General features: G+C 61.5%; 26 protein-coding genes. 16 read left to right on the forward strand and 10 right to left on the reverse strand.

Features of this window, described 5'->3' with window-relative positions; genetic code table 11:
- Positions 1-154 precede the first annotated feature (154 nt).
- A complete protein-coding gene (cysS, locus tag C5750_RS19575) occupies positions 155-1,612 on the reverse strand; it encodes a cysteine--tRNA ligase (RefSeq protein ID WP_105735849.1) in 1,458 nt (485 codons plus the stop codon).
- Between the two features lie 385 nt (positions 1,613-1,997).
- Here cysS and C5750_RS26630 point away from each other — a divergent pair, with 385 nt between their 5' ends.
- Entirely contained in the window at positions 1,998-2,162 is a 165-nt protein-coding gene (locus C5750_RS26630; protein WP_158531317.1) for a hypothetical protein, read from the forward strand.
- Here the strand turns inward: C5750_RS26630 and C5750_RS19580 are convergent.
- A complete protein-coding gene (locus tag C5750_RS19580; protein WP_105735851.1) occupies positions 2,139-2,753 on the reverse strand; it encodes a LysE/ArgO family amino acid transporter in 615 nt (204 codons plus the stop codon). The genes C5750_RS26630 and C5750_RS19580 overlap by 24 nt on opposite strands.
- Positions 2,754-2,794: 41 nt before the next feature.
- Complete coding sequence (locus tag C5750_RS19585; RefSeq protein ID WP_105735853.1) at positions 2,795-3,559, reverse strand: SOS response-associated peptidase; 765 nt, start codon at positions 3,557-3,559, stop codon at positions 2,795-2,797.
- A gap of 125 nt (positions 3,560-3,684) precedes the next feature.
- Between C5750_RS19585 and C5750_RS19590 the strand changes: the two genes are divergently transcribed.
- The 4 genes from C5750_RS19590 to C5750_RS19605 all read left to right on the forward strand — a co-directional run bounded on the left by C5750_RS19590 (position 3,685) and on the right by C5750_RS19605 (position 5,805).
- Positions 3,685-4,116, forward strand: a complete 432-nt coding sequence (locus C5750_RS19590) for an NUDIX hydrolase (RefSeq protein ID WP_105735855.1) — start codon at positions 3,685-3,687, stop codon at positions 4,114-4,116.
- Positions 4,117-4,234: 118 nt separating this feature from the next.
- A complete protein-coding gene (locus C5750_RS19595; protein ID WP_245421171.1) occupies positions 4,235-4,570 on the forward strand; it encodes a TIGR02301 family protein in 336 nt (111 codons plus the stop codon).
- Positions 4,571-4,673: 103 nt separating this feature from the next.
- The gene (locus tag C5750_RS19600) at positions 4,674-4,931 is read left to right on the forward strand and encodes a hypothetical protein (RefSeq protein ID WP_105736147.1); all 258 of its coding nucleotides are present in this window, start codon (positions 4,674-4,676) and stop codon (positions 4,929-4,931) included.
- Positions 4,932-4,953: 22 nt separating this feature from the next.
- Positions 4,954-5,805: a hypothetical protein gene (locus C5750_RS19605; protein ID WP_105735859.1), complete on the forward strand. Its 852-nt coding sequence runs from the start codon at positions 4,954-4,956 to the stop codon at positions 5,803-5,805.
- Here C5750_RS19605 and C5750_RS19610 read toward each other — a convergent pair.
- On the reverse strand, positions 5,802-6,581 hold the full coding sequence (locus C5750_RS19610; RefSeq protein ID WP_105735861.1) for an AraC family transcriptional regulator: 780 nt from the start codon (positions 6,579-6,581) through the stop codon (positions 5,802-5,804). The genes C5750_RS19605 and C5750_RS19610 overlap by 4 nt on opposite strands.
- 96 nt (positions 6,582-6,677) lie before the next feature.
- Between C5750_RS19610 and C5750_RS19615 the strand changes: the two genes are divergently transcribed.
- The 3 genes from C5750_RS19615 (at position 6,678) to C5750_RS19625 (ending at position 8,379) form a co-directional block, all read left to right on the forward strand.
- Positions 6,678-6,932, forward strand: a complete 255-nt coding sequence (locus tag C5750_RS19615; protein ID WP_105735863.1) for a hypothetical protein — start codon at positions 6,678-6,680, stop codon at positions 6,930-6,932.
- A gap of 141 nt (positions 6,933-7,073) precedes the next feature.
- The gene (locus tag C5750_RS19620) at positions 7,074-7,526 is read left to right on the forward strand and encodes a carboxymuconolactone decarboxylase family protein (protein ID WP_105735865.1); all 453 of its coding nucleotides are present in this window, start codon (positions 7,074-7,076) and stop codon (positions 7,524-7,526) included.
- 55 nt (positions 7,527-7,581) lie between these two features.
- The gene (locus C5750_RS19625; protein ID WP_342588474.1) at positions 7,582-8,379 is read left to right on the forward strand and encodes a sigma-70 family RNA polymerase sigma factor; all 798 of its coding nucleotides are present in this window, start codon (positions 7,582-7,584) and stop codon (positions 8,377-8,379) included.
- 24 nt (positions 8,380-8,403) lie between these two features.
- On the opposite strand, the gene C5750_RS19630 is transcribed toward C5750_RS19625, so the two are convergent.
- A complete protein-coding gene (locus C5750_RS19630) occupies positions 8,404-9,063 on the reverse strand; it encodes a DsbA family protein (RefSeq protein ID WP_105735869.1) in 660 nt (219 codons plus the stop codon).
- Between the two features lie 295 nt (positions 9,064-9,358).
- On the opposite strand from C5750_RS19630, the gene C5750_RS19635 reads away from it, so the two are divergent.
- A complete protein-coding gene (locus C5750_RS19635; protein WP_165403442.1) occupies positions 9,359-10,147 on the forward strand; it encodes a PhzF family phenazine biosynthesis protein in 789 nt (262 codons plus the stop codon).
- Here C5750_RS19635 and C5750_RS19640 read toward each other — a convergent pair.
- Positions 10,135-11,472 carry a dihydroorotase gene (locus tag C5750_RS19640; protein ID WP_105735873.1) on the reverse strand — a complete coding sequence of 446 codons (1,338 nt, stop codon included), beginning with the start codon at positions 11,470-11,472 and terminating at the stop codon, positions 10,135-10,137. The genes C5750_RS19635 and C5750_RS19640 overlap by 13 nt on opposite strands.
- Before the next feature lie 76 nt (positions 11,473-11,548).
- Here C5750_RS19640 and ygfZ point away from each other — a divergent pair, with 76 nt between their 5' ends.
- Genes ygfZ through C5750_RS19675 form a run of 7 tightly spaced genes read left to right on the forward strand, consistent with a single transcriptional unit; the run spans position 11,549 to position 15,695 of the window.
- Positions 11,549-12,400, forward strand: a complete 852-nt coding sequence (ygfZ, locus tag C5750_RS19645) for a CAF17-like 4Fe-4S cluster assembly/insertion protein YgfZ (protein WP_105736149.1) — start codon at positions 11,549-11,551, stop codon at positions 12,398-12,400.
- A 12-nt stretch (positions 12,401-12,412) separates the two neighbouring features.
- Positions 12,413-13,048: a YfbR-like 5'-deoxynucleotidase gene (locus tag C5750_RS19650; RefSeq protein ID WP_105735875.1), complete on the forward strand. Its 636-nt coding sequence runs from the start codon at positions 12,413-12,415 to the stop codon at positions 13,046-13,048.
- Between the two features lie 9 nt (positions 13,049-13,057).
- Complete coding sequence (locus C5750_RS19655) at positions 13,058-13,579, forward strand: tyrosine phosphatase family protein (protein ID WP_105735877.1); 522 nt, start codon at positions 13,058-13,060, stop codon at positions 13,577-13,579.
- The gene (locus tag C5750_RS19660) at positions 13,576-14,541 is read left to right on the forward strand and encodes an NUDIX hydrolase (protein WP_105735879.1); all 966 of its coding nucleotides are present in this window, start codon (positions 13,576-13,578) and stop codon (positions 14,539-14,541) included. Before C5750_RS19655 ends, C5750_RS19660 begins: the two co-directional genes overlap by 4 nt.
- 9 nt (positions 14,542-14,550) lie before the next feature.
- Positions 14,551-15,057, forward strand: a complete 507-nt coding sequence (locus C5750_RS19665; protein ID WP_105735881.1) for a cupin domain-containing protein — start codon at positions 14,551-14,553, stop codon at positions 15,055-15,057.
- Positions 15,058-15,108: 51 nt separating this feature from the next.
- Entirely contained in the window at positions 15,109-15,384 is a 276-nt protein-coding gene (locus C5750_RS19670; protein ID WP_105735883.1) for a type II toxin-antitoxin system RelE/ParE family toxin, read from the forward strand.
- 8 nt (positions 15,385-15,392) lie between these two features.
- On the forward strand, positions 15,393-15,695 hold the full coding sequence (locus C5750_RS19675) for a HigA family addiction module antitoxin (protein ID WP_105735885.1): 303 nt from the start codon (positions 15,393-15,395) through the stop codon (positions 15,693-15,695).
- A 3-nt stretch (positions 15,696-15,698) separates the two neighbouring features.
- On the opposite strand, the gene panB is transcribed toward C5750_RS19675, so the two are convergent.
- Genes panB through C5750_RS19695 form a run of 4 tightly spaced genes read right to left on the reverse strand, consistent with a single transcriptional unit; the run spans position 15,699 to position 19,874 of the window.
- Positions 15,699-16,514: a 3-methyl-2-oxobutanoate hydroxymethyltransferase gene (gene panB, locus C5750_RS19680; protein WP_105735887.1), complete on the reverse strand. Its 816-nt coding sequence runs from the start codon at positions 16,512-16,514 to the stop codon at positions 15,699-15,701.
- A gap of 26 nt (positions 16,515-16,540) precedes the next feature.
- Positions 16,541-17,386 carry a pantoate--beta-alanine ligase gene (gene panC, locus C5750_RS19685; RefSeq protein WP_105735889.1) on the reverse strand — a complete coding sequence of 282 codons (846 nt, stop codon included), beginning with the start codon at positions 17,384-17,386 and terminating at the stop codon, positions 16,541-16,543.
- Positions 17,383-18,267 carry a carboxylating nicotinate-nucleotide diphosphorylase gene (gene nadC, locus C5750_RS19690; RefSeq protein WP_105736151.1) on the reverse strand — a complete coding sequence of 295 codons (885 nt, stop codon included), beginning with the start codon at positions 18,265-18,267 and terminating at the stop codon, positions 17,383-17,385. Before nadC ends, panC begins: the two co-directional genes overlap by 4 nt.
- A gap of 26 nt (positions 18,268-18,293) precedes the next feature.
- On the reverse strand, positions 18,294-19,874 hold the full coding sequence (locus tag C5750_RS19695; protein WP_105735891.1) for an L-aspartate oxidase: 1,581 nt from the start codon (positions 19,872-19,874) through the stop codon (positions 18,294-18,296).
- Positions 19,875-19,888 lie beyond the last annotated feature (14 nt).

Here is a 19,888-nt window from a genome sequence, read left to right on the forward strand (position 1 = left end):
ACATCTCCCCCACAAGGGGGGAGATCACATCGGCATCGCAGTTTTTGCTCAATGATCAACATTTCAAGTTTTGCGGATACGGCAATGAAAGCTGATCTCCCCCCTTGTGGGGGAGATGGCTGGCAAGCCAGAGGGGGGTGAAACAGCGCCAATGTCACCGCTTCACCTCCCAGGTTGTCACGCGCTCGCCGGTCTGCGGGTCCTTGCCGTCCTTGAGCTGGATGCCCTGCTCCAGGAGTTCATTGCGGATGCGGTCCGCCTCGGCAAAGCTTTTCGCCGCCAGCAGCGACAACCGCTCGCTGATCTTGGCATGAAGCTCCGCCTTGAAAGCATCAGACAGGCTGGCGGCGGTCTGCCCCGCCACATCCACGCCCAGCAGGGCAAATGCCGCATGATAATCCTCCGGGCTGACCGAACCGGATTTGCGGATCGATGCCAGCCAGTTGATCAGGCTCGGTGTCGCCAGATCGTCCGACAGGATGGTGATCGCATCGTCCGGGATCGTGCCAACAGGCGCATCGCCGACATATTCGCGCGCCTTGACCAGGATGTTCTCCGCTTCCTCGAGCCGGCTGACCGTGAAGTCGATCGGCTCGCGGTAATTGGTCATCAGCATGGCAAGGCGCAGCACCGCGCCCGGCCATTTGCGCCCGCCGAAGATGGTCGTCTGCAACAGCTCGTTGATGGTGAAGAAGTTGCCGGCGCTCTTGGCCATCTTCTGGCCTTCGACCTGCAGAAAACCGTTGTGCATCCAGATATTGGCCATGCGCTCGGTCCCCAGCGCGCAGCACGACTGGGCGATCTCGTTCTCATGGTGCGGGAACACCAGATCGATGCCGCCGGCATGGATATCGAAAATGTTCTTCATCGGATCGTCGCACATGAGACCGCCGCCGAAGGGTTCGAGCAGCTTGGCCATCGCCATGGCGGAGCACTCGATATGCCAGCCGGGGCGGCCAAGACCTTCGATGCCCGCGGGCGACGGCCAGCCGGGTTCATCCGCCTTGGACGGCTTCCACAGGACAAAATCCATCTCGTCGCGCTTGTAGGACGCAACATCGACGCGGGCCCCGGCAAGCATGTCATCGGCCGAACGGCGGGCAAGCAGGCCATAGCGCGGGCCCTTGCGGGCATTCATCGCCGAGGGGGAAAACAGCACATGGCCATCGGCGACATAGGCGACGCCCCGTTCGACCAGCCGGTCGATCATCGCCGCCATTTCCCGGGTGTAATCCGTGGCGCGCGGCTGGTCCGACGGCTCGAGATTGCCCAGCGCCGTCACATCCGCCTGAAACTGCGCATTGGTCTTGTCGGTGACGATCCGGATCGCCTCATTGAGCGGCAGGCCGGGATAATCACGCGCCGCGCGGGCGTTGATCTTGTCATCCACGTCGGTGATGTTGCGCACATAGGTCACCTGCGCCGCGCCATGCAGATGACGCAGCAGCCGGAACAGGACGTCGAAGACGATCACCGGGCGGGCATTGCCGATATGGGCATAGTCATAGACGGTCGGACCGCAGACATACATGCGCACGTTTTTCGGATCGATCGGCACGAAGTCTTCCTTCGTGCGGGTGAGCGTGTTGTAGAGGCTCAGGGTCTGCGGCATGTCTTTGATCTCAAATTCGGGTTGCAACGGTAAAAACGCATATCACGGCGCTGGTCTGGCGACCGGTGCGTTTCACATCTTTGGAGCAAATTTTGAGACGAAAACGGCCGGGGCCAGCGAAGCGCTAGCTGATAATAATCCGACAGGTAATAATCGTTACGGACGACGTTTTCATGATTGCATTTATGATTGAGCCGGGGCGCAAGGTCAAGCGCAACTTGCCAGCGGCCGGGTGTGGCAAATTTATCAGGTTTGAACTGGTTAATTCAAATTAACCGGAAAGCCCAAAATCCTCCCGGAAAGTGCCTTTTTTCCGGCGGAATTGACCGGGATTCCTGCACCCCAGAACAGAGGGGAATTGTCCCCGCGACACAGGACCGGACACATGACCAACACTTCCGTAGCGGCCAAAGCCCGCGACACCGTTTTCGCCGATCACCTGGCCGCACAATACCGTGCGATTGGCCCGGCCGCCGTTCAGGCCGCCGTTTTGACCAAGCCGCGCCAGCGGCCGCTTCTGACCGTTTCAACCGTGCAGGAAACGGACTAACAGACTGAGGGCGATCCCGGCCATCACAAGGCCGATGAGGACGTCCAGCACGCGCCATGCGGCCGGCCTTGCAAAAACCGGCTGCAACAGTCTCGCGCCATAGCCGAGACCAAAAAACCAGACGAACGAGGCGACCGCCGCTCCGGCGCCATAGGCCGCACGGTTGGCGCCTTCAAAGCGCGCCGACAGGCCGCCCAGCAGAACCACCGTATCCAGATAGACATGCGGATTGAGGAAGGTCAGCGCCAGAACCGTGGCAATGGCTGCCTTCAGCGCGCCCTCGCCCATGCGCGCCGCCTGCATGGCCTCCGGCTTGAGCGCCCGGCGAAACGCCACCGATGCATACCAGAACAGGAACACCGCGCCGCCAAGCGTGACAACCGAGATCAGCTTGGGGGACTGGGCAATCAGTGTGCCGAGACCGGCAACCCCGGCGGTGATCAGCAGCGCATCGGACAGCGCGCAGATCAGGCACAGGATGAACACATGCTGTTGCAAAAGCCCCTGGCGCAGAATGAAGGCATTCTGCGCGCCGATGGCGATGATCAGCGAGGCACCGAGAAGGAAACCGGACAAAGCGGCGGAAAACATGGGAAAATCCTGAAATCTGAATGGGAGGCTTGGATGGACGGTCAGAACAGCTTCATCTGATCGTCGGACTCGGGCGGCTTCTGCCGCAGCGGTTTTTTTGCCTCCAATGCCCCTTCGCTCACCCGCTCCTGAATGTCCGGCCCCATATTGGCAACCTTGTTGACCTTGTCGGACACCGGTATCGCCTCGAAAAAGTCAGCCTGGGCGGGTTTCAGCAGATCGGCGACGTGGCGCGGCTCCTGGGTCTTGCAGTCGAGCCAGCGGCTGAAATCCTTGGGATCGATGACGACGGGCATGCGGTCATGGATGGGGCGCAGCGTTTCATTGGCGCTGGTGGTCAGGATCGCACCGGTGTCCATTTCCGAACCTTCCGCATTGGCCCATGGCTCATACAGGCCGGCAAAGGCGATGACGCCGCCATGCTTGGGGCGGATCCAGAACGCCTGCGACTTGTTCTTGCCGTCGCGGCGCCATTCGTAAAAACCCGACGCGGGGATGAGCGCCCGGCGATGCCGCATGGCGGTCCTGAACGATGCCTTGTCGATTGCCGTTTCCGAACGGGCATTGATCATCAGCGGATAATTGGCCGTGTCCTTGACCCAGCCGGGAATGAACCCCCAGCGCACCAAAAGCGCGCGCCGGTCCGGGCGGTTGCTGCCGGGCGGCGGCGTTTCACCCGAAACGATCATCAGCACCGGCTGTGTCGGCGCGATGTTGTAGCGGGCCGGAAAGGCCTCGACATCCATCAGCCCCATCAGGGCTTCGATCTCTTCCGGGGTTCCGAGGAGGGCAAAACGTCCGCACATGCAATGAGAGCCTATTTGAATTGGAGTGGCGATCATCCGGTTTTTCGATGCCGGGTCAAGGTGGAGTTTGCAAGATGTGGAACCACGCTCTTGTCAAAGCTCCCACCGCGACATACCCCTAACGCATGGCACAGATTCCGCTTTCCCCCGATGTTGACGGCGTTTCAGCCGTCTGTATCCGCAACAAGGCGTTCCTCCTGGTGGAGCGCGGGCGCGAACCCGCCAAGGGCTGGCTGGCCTTTCCGGGCGGGCGGCGCGAAGAGGGCGAAGCGCCTGATACCGCCGCAATCCGCGAGCTGTTCGAAGAAACCGGCCTCCGCGCGTCAGAAGTGTCCTATCTCGACACGGTTGTCTTCGATTATTCGACGCCGGAATTTCCCGCCCCCCGGCCCTATCACCTCGCGGTTTTCCTGGCGCATGATCCTGAGGGCGAGGCTGTTGCTGCCGATGATGCGGCGGCGGTCCACTGGCTGAAAGTCGAGGAAATGGCGAGCTTTGATGTCACCGCCAGCGTCCTCGACATGGCCCGGACCCTGGCGCAAGGCTTCAAAAATTGAGGGTATTGCCGCATTGCGCCTTGAAGACGCCTTGCTTTCCGGCCACAACCGTCATCAGGGGATTCCACCGCCATAGGGTTCGTACGTGCGCCGCAGAGCATTGATATCAGCATTTCTGTTGGCGATCGTCAGCACGGGCCCTGCCCTTGCGGTGGACCCGCTCTACGAGACCAAGCTGATCCGGCTGGCGGAAATTCTCGGCTCCATTCATTCGCTGCGCAATATCTGCGGCGAGAAAAGCAGCCAGTGGCGCGACCGGATGGATTCGCTGCTGGCGGCGGAAAATCCGGACCCCGCCCGCCGGGCGCGGCTGGTGGCCAGTTTCAACCGCGGCTACCGCACGTTTACCGAGACCTACACCGCGTGCACGAGCCAGGCGATTGCGGCGATTGACCGCTACCAGACCGAAGGAGAAAGGCTTTCTTCGGAGATCATATCGGGCTATGGAAATTAACCAGGCTTTAACTGTTGAAGCCAAAGGACCGCATTTTAGGCAAAACGTATGGTATTGTTTAGCGGCAGTTTAAGAATTGGCTTCGGCCAAGGATGGTATAATCATGAACATGACATCGGCAGACCTCGATAAGTTGGTTGCAGAAGAAAAAAAGCTGGTTGCGATCGAATATCAGAATGAAGTCTGGGCAGATGGCACTCTTGAAGGTATCGAGCCCGAAATCATGGCCGAGGCTGCATTTGCGACCGCACTGACCGAGTTGATCAGGGATAACGGCGAAGTGTCCGCACTGGCCTTGCTCGAAGTGCTGCGCGAACGTATTTCTGCAGGTGAATTCTCTTCGAATCGCGTTTTGCAATAATTCAACGACCGGGTGATCCTGCATGCTCGACAAGCTCGCTTCCGCTTCCGTGATCGCCAGAACAGGTTTTCTAGCGGCAGTCCTTTGTGCCTGCGCTGTTCCTGCCTATGCCGCTGCACTGGACAGGCCCGTGCAGCTGGCGCTCAGCGAAATCAAGAAGGAAGAACTGCCGAAGGCTGCTGAAACGGCCCCGGCAAAGCCGGACGAGAAGGCACCGGCGGGCACGGCTCCGGCCGCTCCGCCTGCCGCGTCCGAACCCAAACCCGCCACGCCACCGGAAAAGCCCGCCGCCCCTGCCGCAGCGCAGGAAAAGAAGGCGCCCGAGGCACCCGCCGCCAAGGAAAACGACGCAGCCGGCGCGCCGCGCAGCAATCCGGCCCTGCCGAATGTGCCGGAAGGCTCGCCGCCGCCGCACGTGGAATACGATGTAACAAAACTGCCCTTCCCGGTGCAGAAGATGCGCGAGCTTATCATTGCCGCTGCCAAGACCGGTTCGCTGGAATCCCTGCGCCCGCTCATCGGCTCGGGCGATGACATGACGATGCTGTCGCTTGCCGATACGGACGGCGACCCGATTGCCTATCTGAAGAGCCTTGCCGGCGATACGGATGGGCAGGAAATTCTCGCCATTGCCATCGATATTCTCAATTCAGGCTATGTCCATCTCGACGCCGGAACGCCTGACGAACTCTACGTCTGGCCGTATTTCTTCGCCTATCCGCTCGACAAGCTCGATGCCAAGCAGCGCGTGGAACTGTTCCAGATCGTCACCGCCGGTGATTATGACGAGATGAAGCAGTTCGGCACCTATGTGTTCTACCGCCTCGGCATCACGCCGAAGGGCCGCTGGCGCTTCTTCGTCAACGGCGACTAGAGACTGCCATTGGCGAAATAGCGCGTGGGCGTGACCCCGAACACGCGCCGGAACATGGCAATGAAGGCGCTGATATTGTTGTAGCCGACATCAAGCGCCACCGTGGTGACCGCCTGCCCCGCTGCCAGCAGTTCCAGTGCCCGCATCAGCCGGGCGCGCTGGCGCCATTCGGTAAAGGTGAAACCCGTTTCAACCACGAATTTGCGCGTCATCGTCCGCGCGGGAATACCCGCCCAATCAGCCCAATCCTCGGCCTTTCGTTCGTCGAGCAGATTGCCGGTCAAGGCATGGGCGATGCGCACCAGGCGCACATCCGCCGGCATCGGCAGCCCGAGATCCTCATGCGGCAGGCTGGCGATCTCATCGAGAATGACGCGCGCAATCCGCTCCTTTCCCTGATCGAGTACCCCGCCCCTCCAGCCGGCCGCCCGGCTGACCGCCTCGCGCAGCAGGCCGGAGCTGCGCAGGGTGCAGGGAATGGCGGGCAGCATCGCGCATTCCGGCTCCGCCACATAGACACTCCAGCCGAAATAGGCCCCGTGCGATTGCAGCGAATGTTTGTGATGCGGCGGTATCCACACCGCGTGGATGGCGGGAACGACCCATTGCCCCGCTTCCGTTCCAATCGTCAACAGACCGGTGCTCGCCCCGAGCAGCTGTCCGCGTGCATGGGCGTGGACGGGAACAAACCGCGGAACACTCCTCTCCTGCCTGCCCGCGATGATGATCGGGCCTTCGGACGACATGGCTTGTTCGGGCGTGATGAAATAGCTCATTTTGGCCTCAACACCGTATTCATTGGCATGGATACGATAGCAGCGCCAACACACCGCGGCTAGTTTGCTCACACGGTTTTTATCAAGGAGATGACAATGCGTGCCCAGGATATTTTGCCCGACAATATCAGCCAGGTGGAGGTCAACGACGTCGCCGTGCGCAAGGGGACGGTCGGCGCCTTCCTCATCAATGCCCGGCTCTGGCTGAAGCCCGGCGTATCCGCCGAGGAGCGTGAACTGACCGAACAGGACATCATTGATGCACTGCCCGCGCTGGTGGCACTGGGTCTGTTTGACTTCTTATCGATCCGCGATCCCAAACTCAGGGAATTCATCGCCATGCATATATAGGAGGCATCGATGCTCATCGATCTCAAGGAATTGCCGCGCGGCTGAAAAACAATGCGAAAAAGTTTTGAGCGGCATGTCACATCCGGCCTTTCCATCTCGTCTTGTGTGCAGGCAACGCAATGCCACACAAGGAGATGACCGATGAAAGCCCGATTGATTCCCTATAGCTACGCCATCATGAAGCCAATGCTTGACATGGAGGACGCCGTTGTCAAAAGCGGCCTCGAACACAGCCTGATCGAGCTGGTCAAGATGCGCGCCTCGCAGATCAATGGCTGTGCCTACTGCCTCGACATGCATTCGAAGGATGCGATCAAGCATGGCGAGACGGTGCAGCGGCTGGTGCTGCTTGATGCCTGGCGGGAATCGCCGCTTTATAGCGACCGCGAGCGCGCCGCGCTCGGCTGGACCGAAGCCCTGACGCTGGTTGCGCAAACCCATGCGGACGACCGCGACTTTGAGCCGCTCAAGGCGCAGTTCACCGAAGAGGAGATCGTCAAACTGACCATGCTGATCGTGACCATCAACGCCTGGAACCGGATTTCCATCGGCTTCCGCTCCGTCCATCCGGTCGACAAAGCCCGTGCAGCCTGACGCGACGGAAACATTCAACCGCCTCCGGCCCCGGCTGATCCGCCTTGCCTATCGCATGCTCGGCTCGGTCGCGGAGGCGGAAGATATCGTGCAGGAAGGCTTTATCCGCTGGCACCAGGCCGACCGGTCGCAGGTGCGCAGCGCGGAAGCCTTCCTCGTGCGCACCATTTCGCGGCTTTGCCTCGATCACCTGAAATCGGCGCGCGTGCGGCGGGAAACCTATGTGGGAAGCTGGCTGCCCGAGCCGATCTTCGATCCGGGCGAGGAGGAAACCGACGGTGATATCACCCTCACCCTGATGATGGCGCTGGAACGGCTGTCGCCGCTCGAACGCGCGGCCTTCCTGCTGCATGATGTTTTCGGCCAGGACTTCAATCAGGTAGCGGAGGCCATCGGCCGCGATCCGGCAACCTGCCGCCAGCTTGCCAGCCGCGCCCGCACCCATGTGCAGCAGGCAAAACCGCGTTTTCCCGTGTCCGACGCCCATGGCAAGGATATCGCGACGGCCTTTTTCAACGCCTCGCGCAGCGGCGACATGCAGGCCCTGCAGGCGCTGCTCGCCGACGATGTCACGCTCTATACCGATGGCGGCGGCATCCGGCCCTCGGCGATCAATCCTGTCTATACGCTCGCCAAGGTGTCGCGCTTCTTTGCCGGCATTTCGCGCCGGGCGGAATACCACAAACCGCCGCTGCTGCGTCAGGGACTGATCGATGGCCTTCCCGGCTATGTCACCCGCGAAGCCGACGGCCTGATCCAGACCACCGCCCTCGCAATCGAGGACGGAAAGATCAAGGCGATCTACATCGTCCGCAATCCGGAGAAGCTGAGCCATATCGCCATCGCCAATTGATCCGGCAGTGGCGAGGCGCGCGCCCTATCGCGCGGTTTTCAATTCGCTGTCGATGATCGCCGACATCTGGGCCACCGAAAGCGCGCCGACATATTTCTTGCCGTTGACGAAGAATGTCGGCGTACCGGTGACGCCAAACTCCTTGAGCGCGCGCTCGCGCACGGCGTTCACCTTGTTGAGGAGTGCCTGGTCGGCCAGGCAGGATTTGAACTCCTGCTCCGAGAGCCCCGCCAGTTTCGACGTCTGCTGCAGGTAACCCAGGATATCCTTGGTCTCGATCCACTGCCGCTGATGCCCGAACAGCGTTTCGATGAAGGGATAATAGCGCTCCTTCGTCACGCAGCGCGCCAGCATGAAAATGCCCGTGGAGCGCGGCTCCAGCGGCATTTCGCGAAAGATGAGTTTCGCCTTGCCGGTGCTGATGTATTTCTGCTTGATCGCAGGCAGCGTTTGCGCGGTAAAGTCGGCGCAATGCGAACAGGCCATGGATGCATATTCGACAATGGTCACCGGCGCGTCGGCATTGCCGAGGATCATGTCGTCAAGCGTCCCCGGCTGCATGAGCTTTGCCACGTCCACCGTGCCAACGGGTTCCGGTACCGCTTCCCCGGCAGCCATCGCCGGGACAACCATGGAAATGGCGGCGGCAACGGACATCAGGAGCGTATCACGGCGGTTGAACATCTCTGGTTTCCTATCTCGACGGGCAGAAGCACCGGCTCGCAATGAATGGTCCGGGAGACATAATGGCTAGATCGCGCGCGTGCAATCAGTTGATGCGGGAAAACCGCGGCTCCGGCCCCCGCGATTGAACCGCATGAAACAACCCATACCGAATGAAAACACGGCCATTACGCGGTGTCTATGCACCCTTCGTAGGGTGTTTCTGCCTGGATGACGCTATCTTTGCACAAGCGCATTGACCCGCCGGAAAGCTGCGCTCACGATGGGTGCACCTCTCACCCCACGGAATCATCCCATGCCAGAACTTACGATGTATCAGGTCGATGCCTTCACCAGCGCACTTTTCCGCGGCAATCCGGCGGCCGTTCTGGTGCTGGACGACTGGCTGCCCGAGGCAATAATGCAGAACATTGCCGCCGAGAACAATCTGGCGGAGACGGCATTCGTGCGGCCCAACGGCGGGGGATGGGACCTGCGCTGGTTCACCCCGGTGCACGAGGCGCCGTTCTGCGGCCATGCCACGCTGGCGACTTCGCACGTGCTTGCGCATGAGATGGGCATTGACGGCCAGCTGGTGTTCGAGACGCAGGTCGGCACCTTGCGCGTCGATCGCAGCAATGACGGCTACCGGCTTGATTTTCCGAACTTTCCGCCCGATATCCTGAGCGAAATTCCAGTACCCCTGAGGGCCATCTTCGGCCCGGGCGAGGTCAAGGCGTTCCGCAATTTTGAAAACATGTTCGTCGAACTTGCTGATGAGCGGGCGGTTGTGGACTTCGTTCCCGACCTGCCTGCAATCCTGAAACTTGATCCGTTGAGCCTTGTCATTACAGCGAGGGGCGATGAGCACGATTTCGTCTCGCGCTACTTTGCACCGCTCGCCGGCATCCCGGAAGATCCGGTCACCGGTTCCATTCACGCAACGCTGGTGCCCTACTGGGCGCAAAAGCTGGGCAAGACGAACCTCTCGGCCTTCCAGCGCTCCAGCCGCGGCGGGCATCTCCTGTGCGAACTCAAAGGCGACCGCGTGCTTCTTTCAGGATCGGCGGTCACCTTCATGAAGGCGCAAATCTACCTGCCCTGACCCAGCGCCTCGCCGAACAGCACCGGCTCGCCCTGCGACGGCGTGACGATTTCGCCGTCCCACATCACCCTGATGCCGCGCACGATGGTGCCGACAGGCCAGCCTGTGACGATCTTGCCGTCATAGGGCGTCCAGCCGGCTTTCGAGCCGACCTGCGCATTGGTGATGGTTTCGCGCCGCTTCATGTCGACAATGGTCAGATCAGCGTCATAACCGACGGCGATGCGGCCTTTGCGCGCCATGCCGAACAGACGGTTGGGGCCATGCGAGCTTAGATCGACGAACCGCTCGATCGACAGGCGCCCGGCATTGACGTGATCGAGCATGATGGGAACCAGCGTCTGCACACCGGTCATGCCCGAGGGCGATGCCGGATAGGGTTTTGCCTTTTCTTCCAGCGTGTGCGGGGCATGGTCGGAGCCGAGCACGTCGACAATGCCCTGGCCGATACCCTTCCACACGCCATCGCGGTGGCGCGCATCGCGCACCGGCGGGTTCATCTGCAACAGGGTTCCCAGCGTGGCGTACTGGCTGGCATCCAGCGTCAGATGGTGCGGGGTTGCCTCGCAGCTGGCCACATCCTTGTGCCCGGCGAGGAAATCGATTTCTTCCGCCGTTGAAATATGCAGCACATGGATGCGCGCGCCGGTTTGACGGGCGATGCGCACAAGCCGCTCGGTGCACTGGAGCGCGGCGATTTCATCGCGCCAGACCGGGTGCGAGGCGGGATCACCGGCAATGCGGTAGCTCTCGCGTTCGCGCAGGCGGAACTCGTCCTCGGAGTGGAAGGCGGCGCGGCGGCGGGTGTTGCGCAGGATGGAAGCCACGCCTTCATCATCCTCGACCAGAAGATCGCCGGTCGACGAGCCCATGAACACCTTGATACCAGCGGCGCCGGGCAGACGTTCCAGCTCGGCCACATCTTTGGCGTTGTCACGCGTGCCGCCGACCCAGAAGGCGAAGTCGCAGTGCATGCGGTGATTGCCGCGCCGCACCTTGTCTTCCAGCGTTGCCGCCGATGTCGTCAGAGGTTTGGTATTGGGCATTTCGAAGACGGCGGTGACACCGCCGAGCACGGCCGAGCGCGAGCCGCTTTCCAGATCTTCCTTGTGCTCGAGGCCGGGCTCGCGGAAATGCACCTGGCTGTCGACAACACCGGGCAGAATGTGCAGGCCGGTCGCATCGATGATCTCACCGGCGGAGGCACTGCCGAGATTGCCGATGGCGGCAATGCGGCCATTGGTGATGCCGATGTCGCGCAATCCGGCGCCATCCTGATTGACAACCATTCCGCTTCTGAAAATCGTATCGAACGTCTGAGCCATCTGCTTTCCATTCCTGCCTTGCGAACCCTTCCCTTGCGGCTTACGTAACGGGGACAGCAAAGGCAAGGGTGATATGATGCCATCGGCAAACTTAAGCGGAAGAGCGGTTCTCGACATAAGCGGGGACGATGCGGAAAAGTTCCTGCAAAACCTGATAACCACCGATCTCGACACCCTCAATGAAGGCGATCTCAAACCCGGCGCGCTGCTGAGCCCGCAGGGCAAGATCCTGTTTGAATTCCTGGTGTCGCGATCGCCGCAAGGTCTGGTCCTCGATACGCTGCAAACCTCGGCCAGCGATCTGCAGAAAAGGCTGACACTGTATAAATTGCGCGCCAAGGTGCAAATTACCCAGCGGCCGGAATCGGTTATCCGGGTTTCCTGGCACGATGAATCAGGTGCTTCAGACACTGATTCAGGCGTGCAGGACCGCCGCTTTCCCGCTGCCTTGAATGTCCGCCGCCAGTATGGCGGGGAAACGGCACCGACGGCGGATGAATCGCAATGGATGGCGCTGCGCATTGCCCACGGCGTGGCGGAAGCGCCGTTCGACTATGCGCTTGGCGATGCGTTCCCGCATGATGTCAATCTCGACCAGATATCCGGCGTGTCCTTTAAAAAGGGCTGCTTCATCGGCCAGGAGGTGGTCTCGCGCATGCAGCACCGCGGCACGGCGCGCCGGCGCATTCTCATTGCTTCGGGCAATGCCGCCCTGCCGGACCCTGGCACGGTCATCAGCGCGAACGGGCGCGAGCTCGGCACGCTTGGCAGCGTCGTGGGCAATGCCGGGCTGGCGCTGGTGCGCATCGACCGTGTGAAGGACGCCATGGATGCGGGCACGCCGATCCTGTCAGGAGATGCGGTTCTCACCCTTGCCATTGCGCCCGAACACCGCTTTACATTTCCCGTGACGACCGAAGGGGCCTGAGCGGGAGAATCCATGCCGAAACCGGCAGCAGCCAAAACCAGACAGAGCAACGAAACGCGGGCATGGCAGCGCATGCTGTCGGGCCGCAGGCTTGACCTGCTTGACCCCTCGCCGCTCGACATCGAAATCGAGGATATCGCGCAAGGGTTGTCGCGCGTGGCGCGCTGGAACGGTCAGACCATCGGGGCGCACGCCTATTCGGTGGCACAGCATTCGCTGCTGGTCGAACACATTTTCGGCCTGATCGTTCCCGAGGCCAGCACCGAGCACCGGCTGGCAGCACTTTTGCACGATGCGCCGGAATATGTCATCGGCGACATGATTTCACCGTTCAAGGCGGTGGTGGGCGGCGATTACAAGAGCGTCGAATTGCGCCTGCAGCAGGCCATCCACCTGCGCTTTGCCCTGCCGCCAACCGTATCGCAAAGTCTGCGCGGCCTGATCAAGCGCGCCGATGCCATCGCCGCCTATTTCGAGGCGACGCGGCTTGCCGGTTTTGCCGAGAAGGAAGCGGTGCTTTTCTTCGGGCGTCCGCGTGGAATCGACCCGCACTGTCTCGACTTGACCGCCATGGCCACCCAGAATGCGCAGAATGCCTTTTTGCAGCGTTTTGCTGTATTGGAATCACATCGCGCCAGCAAGACATAGAGGCCAGCCATGCCGCATATCATCGTCACTCCCCTTTCCCGGCTTGCCGAAACGGCAACGCGGTCCGGCGCGCGGGACATGGTGACCCTGATCAACATGGGCACCCCGGTCGAACGGCCCGCCGAAATCGCCGAGGGACGCCACCTGTTTCTCGGTTTCAACGATATCATCGAACCGGCTGACGGCATGACGCCGCCGGGTGCCGAGCATGTGCACAGCCTGATCGCCTTCGGCCGCAACTGGGACCGGCAGGCGCCGCTGCTCGTGCACTGCTATGCCGGTATCTCGCGCTCCACAGCCGGGGCCTATATCACCGCGCTGGCGCTCAATCCCGAACTTGACGAGGTTTCGCTCGCGCAGACCCTGCGCCGGAACGCGCCTTCCGCCACGCCCAACAGCAGGCTGGTTGCCCTTGGCGACGACATCCTTGGCCGCAAGGGACGCATGGTCGATGCGATCAAAGCCATTGGCCGCGGCGAGGACGCATTCGAAGGCACGCCGTTCATCCTGCCGCTCGCGGTCCAGCCATGACGGCGACCGCTGCACCCAACGCCGTCGAGATCAACCTGAGCGCCGCCATTGCCGCGGTTGCCGACAATGATCCGCTGATCCTGACAACACCGGCCAGCGACGATGCGCAGCGCGATGAACTGCCGTTCGGCCCATTCAATCCGCTGGCCCACCGCACCTTCGAGACGGGTCTGCGCGAATGGGTGGCGGAGCAGACGCCGCTGCGCCTCGGCTATGTCGAACAGCTCTACACATTCGGCGACCGCGGGCGGCACAAGACGGCCGAGGACCGTGACCTGCACATCGTCTCGGTCGGCTATCTCGCGCTGACCCGGATTACCGACGACAACCGCGAAACCCTGCGCAAATCCGGCGCGCGCTGGCGCAGCTGGTATTCGTTCCTGCCATGGGAGGACTGGCGCGGCGGCAAGCCCGCCATGATCGACGACACCATTCGCCCGGCGCTGTGCCAGTGGGCCGAACAGGGCAACTCGCACGCACGTCTGAGCCGGTTCCGGCTGGCCTTCGGCGACGAGGGCATCGCCTGGGACGAGGAACGGGTGCTGGAACGCTATGAACTGCTCTACGAGGCGGGTCTCGTCACCGAGGCGGTACGCGACGGGCGCGCCGATCCGCCTGCCCTCACAGGTCATCTCGGCCTGCCCATGAGCTTCGATCATCGCCGCATTCTGGCGACGGCGATTTCGCGCCTGCGCGCCAAGCTGAAATACCGGCCTGTCGTTTTCGAGCTGATGCCGCCGACCTTCACCCTCACCGCCCTGCAGGAAACCGTCGAAGCCATTTCCGGCCGCCACCTGCACAAGCAGAATTTCCGCCGCCTGGTGGAAGGCACGGAACTGGTCGAGCCGACCGGGGCCGAACAGACGCAGGCGCGCGGCCGGCCCGCTGCGCTTTACCGGTTCCGGCACAATGTGCTGGAGGAGCGCAGCGTCGCGGGCCTGCGGGTCGGCGGGCGCGGATAGGGAGGAGATATGACCGACAAACCCAGTGCCGTGAATGCCGACGGCATTTCAGAGCCCTTCGCCGTGGAAAGCGTGCCGTGGCAGGAGTGGTCGGAAGGCAGCCGTTACGGCTCGCGCTTCCGCTATCTCTCTGCCTTCGGCGGCGCCAGCCATGTCGGCGTTGCGATGGAGGAGCTGGCGCCGGGCATGGAGTCCAGCCTCAACCATTATCATATGCTGGAAGAGGAACAGGCGCTGATCGTGGCGGGCGAGATGACCCTGAAGCTCGGCGACAAGACCTATCTGGTGAAGACAGGCGATTACGTCTGTTTTCCCGCAGGCCAGAAGGCCGGGCATTCCTTCTACAACCACAGCAGCGAGCCCTGCCGCTTCCTCATCATCGGCGAGAAGAATCCGCATGACGTGATCGTCTATCCGGAAACCGGCCGCGTCAGCGTCCGCCTGACCGGCGAAGGCTATGACAAGTCGGCAACCATGGACTATTGGCAGGGCGCGGATACGGAACGGAAGGGGTAATAATACGAACGTCGAATTGACGGGATTGCAAACTGTAAGCAATCTGCTTACATGATCAAGACGTTTAGGAATAAAGCGGTTGCCGATCTCTGGCGTGATGGCAGATCAAAAATTGATGTGCGATTACACAAGCGGATTCTCGTGCGGCTCGATCGCCTTAATGTCGCAACAGGGATCGAACAGCTAAATCTTCCGGGGTTTGATTTTCATTCCCTGAAAGGTTTTAACCCAACCAGATACACCATTCACATCAATGGTCCTTGGTGCATCACGTTCAGCTTTGAAAACGGTCACGCATATGACGTCGACTTTGAACAGTACCACTAGGAAATCCAATGACGAAAATGACATCCAGCCCAGATCGTTGCCCGTCTCATCCCGGCGCGCTGCTTGATGATATCATTCCGGCGACTGGAAAGACCAAGGCGGAGATTGCCCAGCTTCTGGGGATATCGCGCCAACATTTCTATGACATTATCGGCGAGCGCAAGCCGGTGTCGCCCACCGTGGCGGCGCGCCTTGGCAAGGCTTTCGGCGATGGCGCAGCGGTATGGCTGCGGATGCAGGCCGCTTATGATGCCTGGCATGCAGAGCGCGAAGTCGACGTCAGCAAAATTCCGACGATCCGCGCCGCATGAATCTTATTTCAGGAGATAAACGTTCTCATCGCCCGGAAATGTCCGTGCACGGACATCTTCCGCATAGGCTTTCACCGCGGCGTCGATACCGGCGCCGACCGTGCCGTAGACCTTGACGAATTTGGGCGGCCTGGGGTTGTAACCCAGCATGTCCTCCAGCACGAGAATCTGGCCGTCGCATTCTTTCGACCCGCCAATGCCGATGGTCGGAATGGGGATTTCGCGCGAGATTTCGGCGGCGAGCGGTTCGACAATGCCTTCCAGCACCACGGAAAACGCACCCGCATCGCTGACGGCCTTGGCATCCGCCTTGATCAGCGGCCACAGCGCCGTGTCGCGCCCTTGCGTCTTGAAGCCGCCCAGCGTGTTGATCGATTGCGGCGTCAGGCCGATATGCGCCATGACGGGAATACCGCGTTCGCTGAGAAAGCGGATCGTCTCGGCCATGCGCACGCCGCCTTCGATCTTGATGGCGCCGCAACCGGTTTCCTGCATCACCCGCGCCGCGTTGCGAAACGCCGCGGCGGGGCTTTCCTCATAGCTGCCGAAGGGCATGTCGACGACGACCATGCCGCGCTTCGAGCCCCGGACCACGGCCTTGCCATGCATGATCATCATGTCGAGCGACACGCCGAGCGTTGATTCCATGGCATAGAGCACCATGCCGAGACTGTCGCCGACAAGGAGAATATCGGCGTGGTTGTCGACGATGCGCGCCGTGTGGGCGTGGTAGGAGGTCAGCGCCACGATGGGTTCGCCGCCCTTGCGTGCGCGGATTTCCGGCGCCGTGACCCGGCGAATGACGATTTCCTGGCTCATGTCGATGCGCTCCCCTTGCGTTGTTGTCAGCCGATCACGCGCTGGTCGATCAGCCGCACCTTGCCGAAGCGCACCGTGAGCAGGATGACCACGGGCTGCCTGAATTTGCCCGCAACGGGATCGAGCGTCTGGGCGTCACGGATATCGACGGCTTCGACGTCGCCCTGTTTTTCCGTTTCCAGCATCGTGCGCACCGCGTTGCGGATGGCCGCCACCGAACGCTGCCCTTGTGCCACCATCGCATCGGCAAGATCGAGCGAGCGCGGCAGGATGGCCGCCGCCTTGCGGTGTGCCGGTGTCAGCATGGCATTGCGCGAGGAACAGGCGACGCCATCGGCTTCGCGCACCGTTGCCACGCCGGTGATGACGATGGGCATATCGAGATCGGCGACCATGCGGCGGATGATCGTCAATTGCTGGTAATCCTTCTCGCCGAAGAAGGCATGGTCCGGCTGCACGATGTTGAACAGTTTCGTCACCACCGTGCTGACGCCGCGGAAATGACCCGGCCTTATCTTGCCGATCAGGATGCGCGAGAGAACCGGATTTTCGACGATGGTGTTGGCACCCGCCCGGTAGATTTCGGCCACCTCCGGCGTGAAGACATAATTGACGCCTTCCGCTTTCAGTTTGGCAAGATCGCCGGCCATGTCCCGGGGATAGGTGGACAGATCCTCATTCGGACCGAACTGGGTCGGATTGACGAAGATCGACACGACTGTCACATCGCACACGGCGCGCGACTGGCGCACCAGCGTCATGTGGCCGATATGCAGATAGCCCATGGTCGGCACAAGACCGATGCTCCTGCCTTTCAGCCGTTCGGCCGTAAGAGCAGTGCGCAGCGCGGCGATGGTGGCGATGACTTTCATTTCAGGTCTATGTCCAGTCCGATATCCAGCGTTGGCGCTGCCATGGTGATCTTCGAGGTCGAGATATAATCGACGCCGGTTTCGGCGATGGCCTTGATCGTATCAAACGTAATATTGCCCGACGCTTCAAGCCTGGCGCGGCCTGCATTGATTTTCACCGCTTTTTCAAGCAGTTCCGGCCCCATATTATCAACAAGAATCACATCGGCGCCGACAGACAATGCCTCATCAAACTGATCGAGGCCGTCCACCTCCACCTCGATCTTGACGAGATGTCCGGCATAGGCCCGCGCCGCCAGAATAGCCTTGGCCACACCGCCCGCAACGGCAATGTGGTTGTCCTTGATGAGGATCGCATCATCAAGGCCGAAGCGATGGTTGGAACCGCCGCCGCACTTCACCGCATATTTGGCAAAAGCCCGCATGCAGGGAATGGTCTTGCGCGTATCGCACACCTTGGCATGGGTATGGGCGATCAGGTCGGCAAAGCGGGCGGTATAGCTGGCGATACCGCTCAGATGCATGAGAAAATTGAGCGCCACGCGCTCGGCCGACAGGATGGCGCGGGCATTGCCCTCGACAATGGCGATGGCGTCACCGGGTTTCACCCGCACGCCGTCCTTGACCAGGGCCGTGAACGTCACATCCGGACTGATCAGGGTGAAGGCCTTGCGGGCAAACTCCATGCCGCAGATCACCCCGGCCCCGCGGCTGGACAGAACCGCCTTGGCGGTTGCCTCCTCGGGAAGCGTGGCATTGGTGGTGAGATCACCGGCGCGCCCGAGATCTTCGAGCATCGCACCACGCACGGCATCGTCGATCAGCAATCCCGGCAATGATGGCGGAAACGCCTTCTGCGCTACAGTTGCTTTCTGAGACATATTCATCTGCTTCTCTCCGCCTGCGCCTAGGCGCGTTCCATCATGTCGCCGACATAAGTCTGCGCATCGTCCAGTGTCAGGAATGTCCGGTGCTGCCATTCCCGGCGTTTTTCGGGAAAATCGGTGCGGAAATGGCCGCCACGGCTTTCCTCGCGGCGCAAGGCACTGACCGCCACCAGCTTGGCGGTGGCCAGCACATTGCGGAATGCCGGATCGCGATTGCTGTCCTCAAGCTTGAGGATGGTCTTCAGCCCGGCCAGCATGTCCTCGCCGTTGCGGATCACCCCGAAGCTGGCGCTCATCGTCTTGCGCAGCGCCGCCATGGCGGAGCTGTCGCCTTCGGTCTGCAGGTCATCGCGGTCGACCGATCCGGCCGACCAGTTATCGACCGGTTTCGCGCCGTCCCTGCCGATTTTGGCAGCGATGCGGGCAGAGAACACGACTGCCTCCAACAGCGAATTGGATGCGAGGCGGTTGGCGCCATGGGCACCCGTGGAGGTGCATTCGCCGCAGGCCCACAAGCCATCGATCGAGGTGCGCCCGTCCGCATCGGTGAGGATACCGCCCATGAAATAATGGGCGGCGGGAACAACGGGGATAGGCTGGATCACGGGATCAATGCCGGCATCCTGGCAATAGCGGTACACCGTCGGAAATTCCTCGGGGAACGCCGCGCCGACCGCCGTGGTACAGTCGAGCCAGGCGCCCCGCCCCGCCATGACTTCGGCATAGATGCCGCGCGCCACCACGTCGCGCGGGGCAAGTTCGCCTTCCCCGTCGATTTTCAGCATGAAGCGCTCGCCGTCGCGGTTGATCAGTGTCGCGCCATGGCCGCGCAAGGCTTCGGTGGCCAGCGGCGCGGGGTCCTTGTGCACATCGAGCGCCGTCGGATGGAACTGCACGAACTCCATATCCGCCATCATGGCGCCCGCCCGGGCGGCCATGCCGATGCCTTCGCCGCGCGCCTCGGACGGATTGGTGGTAACCGCATAAAGATGTCCGATGCCGCCCGTGGCAATGACGACGGAGCGCGAAGCCAGCTGCAGCGTTTCGCCCCGGCCCGCATCGGCGCGCGCGATCACTCCGGTCACGGCGCCTTTTTCCGTAATGATGTCGTCCACCACATAGCCTTCCATCACGCGGATGGAGGGTGTGTTCTCAACGGTATGCACCAGCGCCTGCATGATGGCACGGCCCGCCATGTCGCCGCGCACGCGGACAATGCGGCTTTCCGAATGCGCCGCCTCGCGCGAGACCTGCAGCTTGCCTTCGAGATCGCGGTCGAATGGCACGCCATAGCCCAGCAGGTCATGCACGCGGGCGGCAGCTTCTGTCGCCATCAGCCGCGCAATGGCCTCATCGACAATGCCGTCACCGGCGGCCATCGTATCGGCCACATGCTTGTCGGTCGTATCACCTTCGGAAACAGCGGCGGCAATACCCGCCTGCGCCCAGGCGGAGGAAGCACCGCGGCCGATGGGCGCGGCCGCCAGAACGGTGACGGGACGCGGCGCAAGCTTGAGCGCGCAGAACAGGCCAGCCAGACCGCCGCCGATAATGATCACAGGCTCAACCTGAGCCGAAGCATCGGAGAATGGTACATTCATCGCAATTACCCCCT

The organism is Phyllobacterium myrsinacearum (genome assembly GCF_002980555.1).
GTDB lineage: Bacteria > Pseudomonadota > Alphaproteobacteria > Rhizobiales > Rhizobiaceae > Phyllobacterium > Phyllobacterium myrsinacearum.

What these genes read in the sequence shown, in the direction of transcription:
- C5750_RS19635 (WP_165403442.1), top strand. Translation starts at nt 9,359, where the DNA reads ATGCCAGAACTTACGATGTATCAGGTCGATGCCTTCACCAGCGCACTT.
- C5750_RS19695 (WP_105735891.1), bottom strand. Translation starts at nt 19,874, where the DNA reads ATGAATGTACCATTCTCCGATGCTTCGGCTCAGGTTGAGCCTGTGATC.
- C5750_RS19670 (WP_105735883.1), top strand. Translation starts at nt 15,109, where the DNA reads ATGATCAAGACGTTTAGGAATAAAGCGGTTGCCGATCTCTGGCGTGAT.
- nadC (WP_105736151.1), bottom strand. Translation starts at nt 18,267, where the DNA reads ATGTCTCAGAAAGCAACTGTAGCGCAGAAGGCGTTTCCGCCATCATTG.
- C5750_RS26630 (WP_158531317.1), top strand. Translation starts at nt 1,998, where the DNA reads ATGACCAACACTTCCGTAGCGGCCAAAGCCCGCGACACCGTTTTCGCC.
- C5750_RS19640 (WP_105735873.1), bottom strand. Translation starts at nt 11,472, where the DNA reads ATGGCTCAGACGTTCGATACGATTTTCAGAAGCGGAATGGTTGTCAAT.
- panC (WP_105735889.1), bottom strand. Translation starts at nt 17,386, where the DNA reads ATGAAAGTCATCGCCACCATCGCCGCGCTGCGCACTGCTCTTACGGCC.
- C5750_RS19630 (WP_105735869.1), bottom strand. Translation starts at nt 9,063, where the DNA reads ATGTTCAACCGCCGTGATACGCTCCTGATGTCCGTTGCCGCCGCCATT.
- C5750_RS19620 (WP_105735865.1), top strand. Translation starts at nt 7,074, where the DNA reads ATGAAAGCCCGATTGATTCCCTATAGCTACGCCATCATGAAGCCAATG.
- panB (WP_105735887.1), bottom strand. Translation starts at nt 16,514, where the DNA reads ATGAGCCAGGAAATCGTCATTCGCCGGGTCACGGCGCCGGAAATCCGC.
- C5750_RS19590 (WP_105735855.1), top strand. Translation starts at nt 3,685, where the DNA reads ATGGCACAGATTCCGCTTTCCCCCGATGTTGACGGCGTTTCAGCCGTC.
- C5750_RS19665 (WP_105735881.1), top strand. Translation starts at nt 14,551, where the DNA reads ATGACCGACAAACCCAGTGCCGTGAATGCCGACGGCATTTCAGAGCCC.
- C5750_RS19615 (WP_105735863.1), top strand. Translation starts at nt 6,678, where the DNA reads ATGCGTGCCCAGGATATTTTGCCCGACAATATCAGCCAGGTGGAGGTC.
- C5750_RS19675 (WP_105735885.1), top strand. Translation starts at nt 15,393, where the DNA reads ATGACGAAAATGACATCCAGCCCAGATCGTTGCCCGTCTCATCCCGGC.
- C5750_RS19650 (WP_105735875.1), top strand. Translation starts at nt 12,413, where the DNA reads ATGCCGAAACCGGCAGCAGCCAAAACCAGACAGAGCAACGAAACGCGG.
- C5750_RS19625 (WP_342588474.1), top strand. Translation starts at nt 7,582, where the DNA reads ATGCTCGGCTCGGTCGCGGAGGCGGAAGATATCGTGCAGGAAGGCTTT.
- C5750_RS19605 (WP_105735859.1), top strand. Translation starts at nt 4,954, where the DNA reads ATGCTCGACAAGCTCGCTTCCGCTTCCGTGATCGCCAGAACAGGTTTT.
- C5750_RS19600 (WP_105736147.1), top strand. Translation starts at nt 4,674, where the DNA reads ATGAACATGACATCGGCAGACCTCGATAAGTTGGTTGCAGAAGAAAAA.
- C5750_RS19660 (WP_105735879.1), top strand. Translation starts at nt 13,576, where the DNA reads ATGACGGCGACCGCTGCACCCAACGCCGTCGAGATCAACCTGAGCGCC.
- C5750_RS19585 (WP_105735853.1), bottom strand. Translation starts at nt 3,559, where the DNA reads ATGTGCGGACGTTTTGCCCTCCTCGGAACCCCGGAAGAGATCGAAGCC.
- C5750_RS19655 (WP_105735877.1), top strand. Translation starts at nt 13,058, where the DNA reads ATGCCGCATATCATCGTCACTCCCCTTTCCCGGCTTGCCGAAACGGCA.
- ygfZ (WP_105736149.1), top strand. Translation starts at nt 11,549, where the DNA reads ATGCCATCGGCAAACTTAAGCGGAAGAGCGGTTCTCGACATAAGCGGG.
- C5750_RS19580 (WP_105735851.1), bottom strand. Translation starts at nt 2,753, where the DNA reads ATGTTTTCCGCCGCTTTGTCCGGTTTCCTTCTCGGTGCCTCGCTGATC.
- cysS (WP_105735849.1), bottom strand. Translation starts at nt 1,612, where the DNA reads ATGCCGCAGACCCTGAGCCTCTACAACACGCTCACCCGCACGAAGGAA.
- C5750_RS19610 (WP_105735861.1), bottom strand. Translation starts at nt 6,581, where the DNA reads ATGAGCTATTTCATCACGCCCGAACAAGCCATGTCGTCCGAAGGCCCG.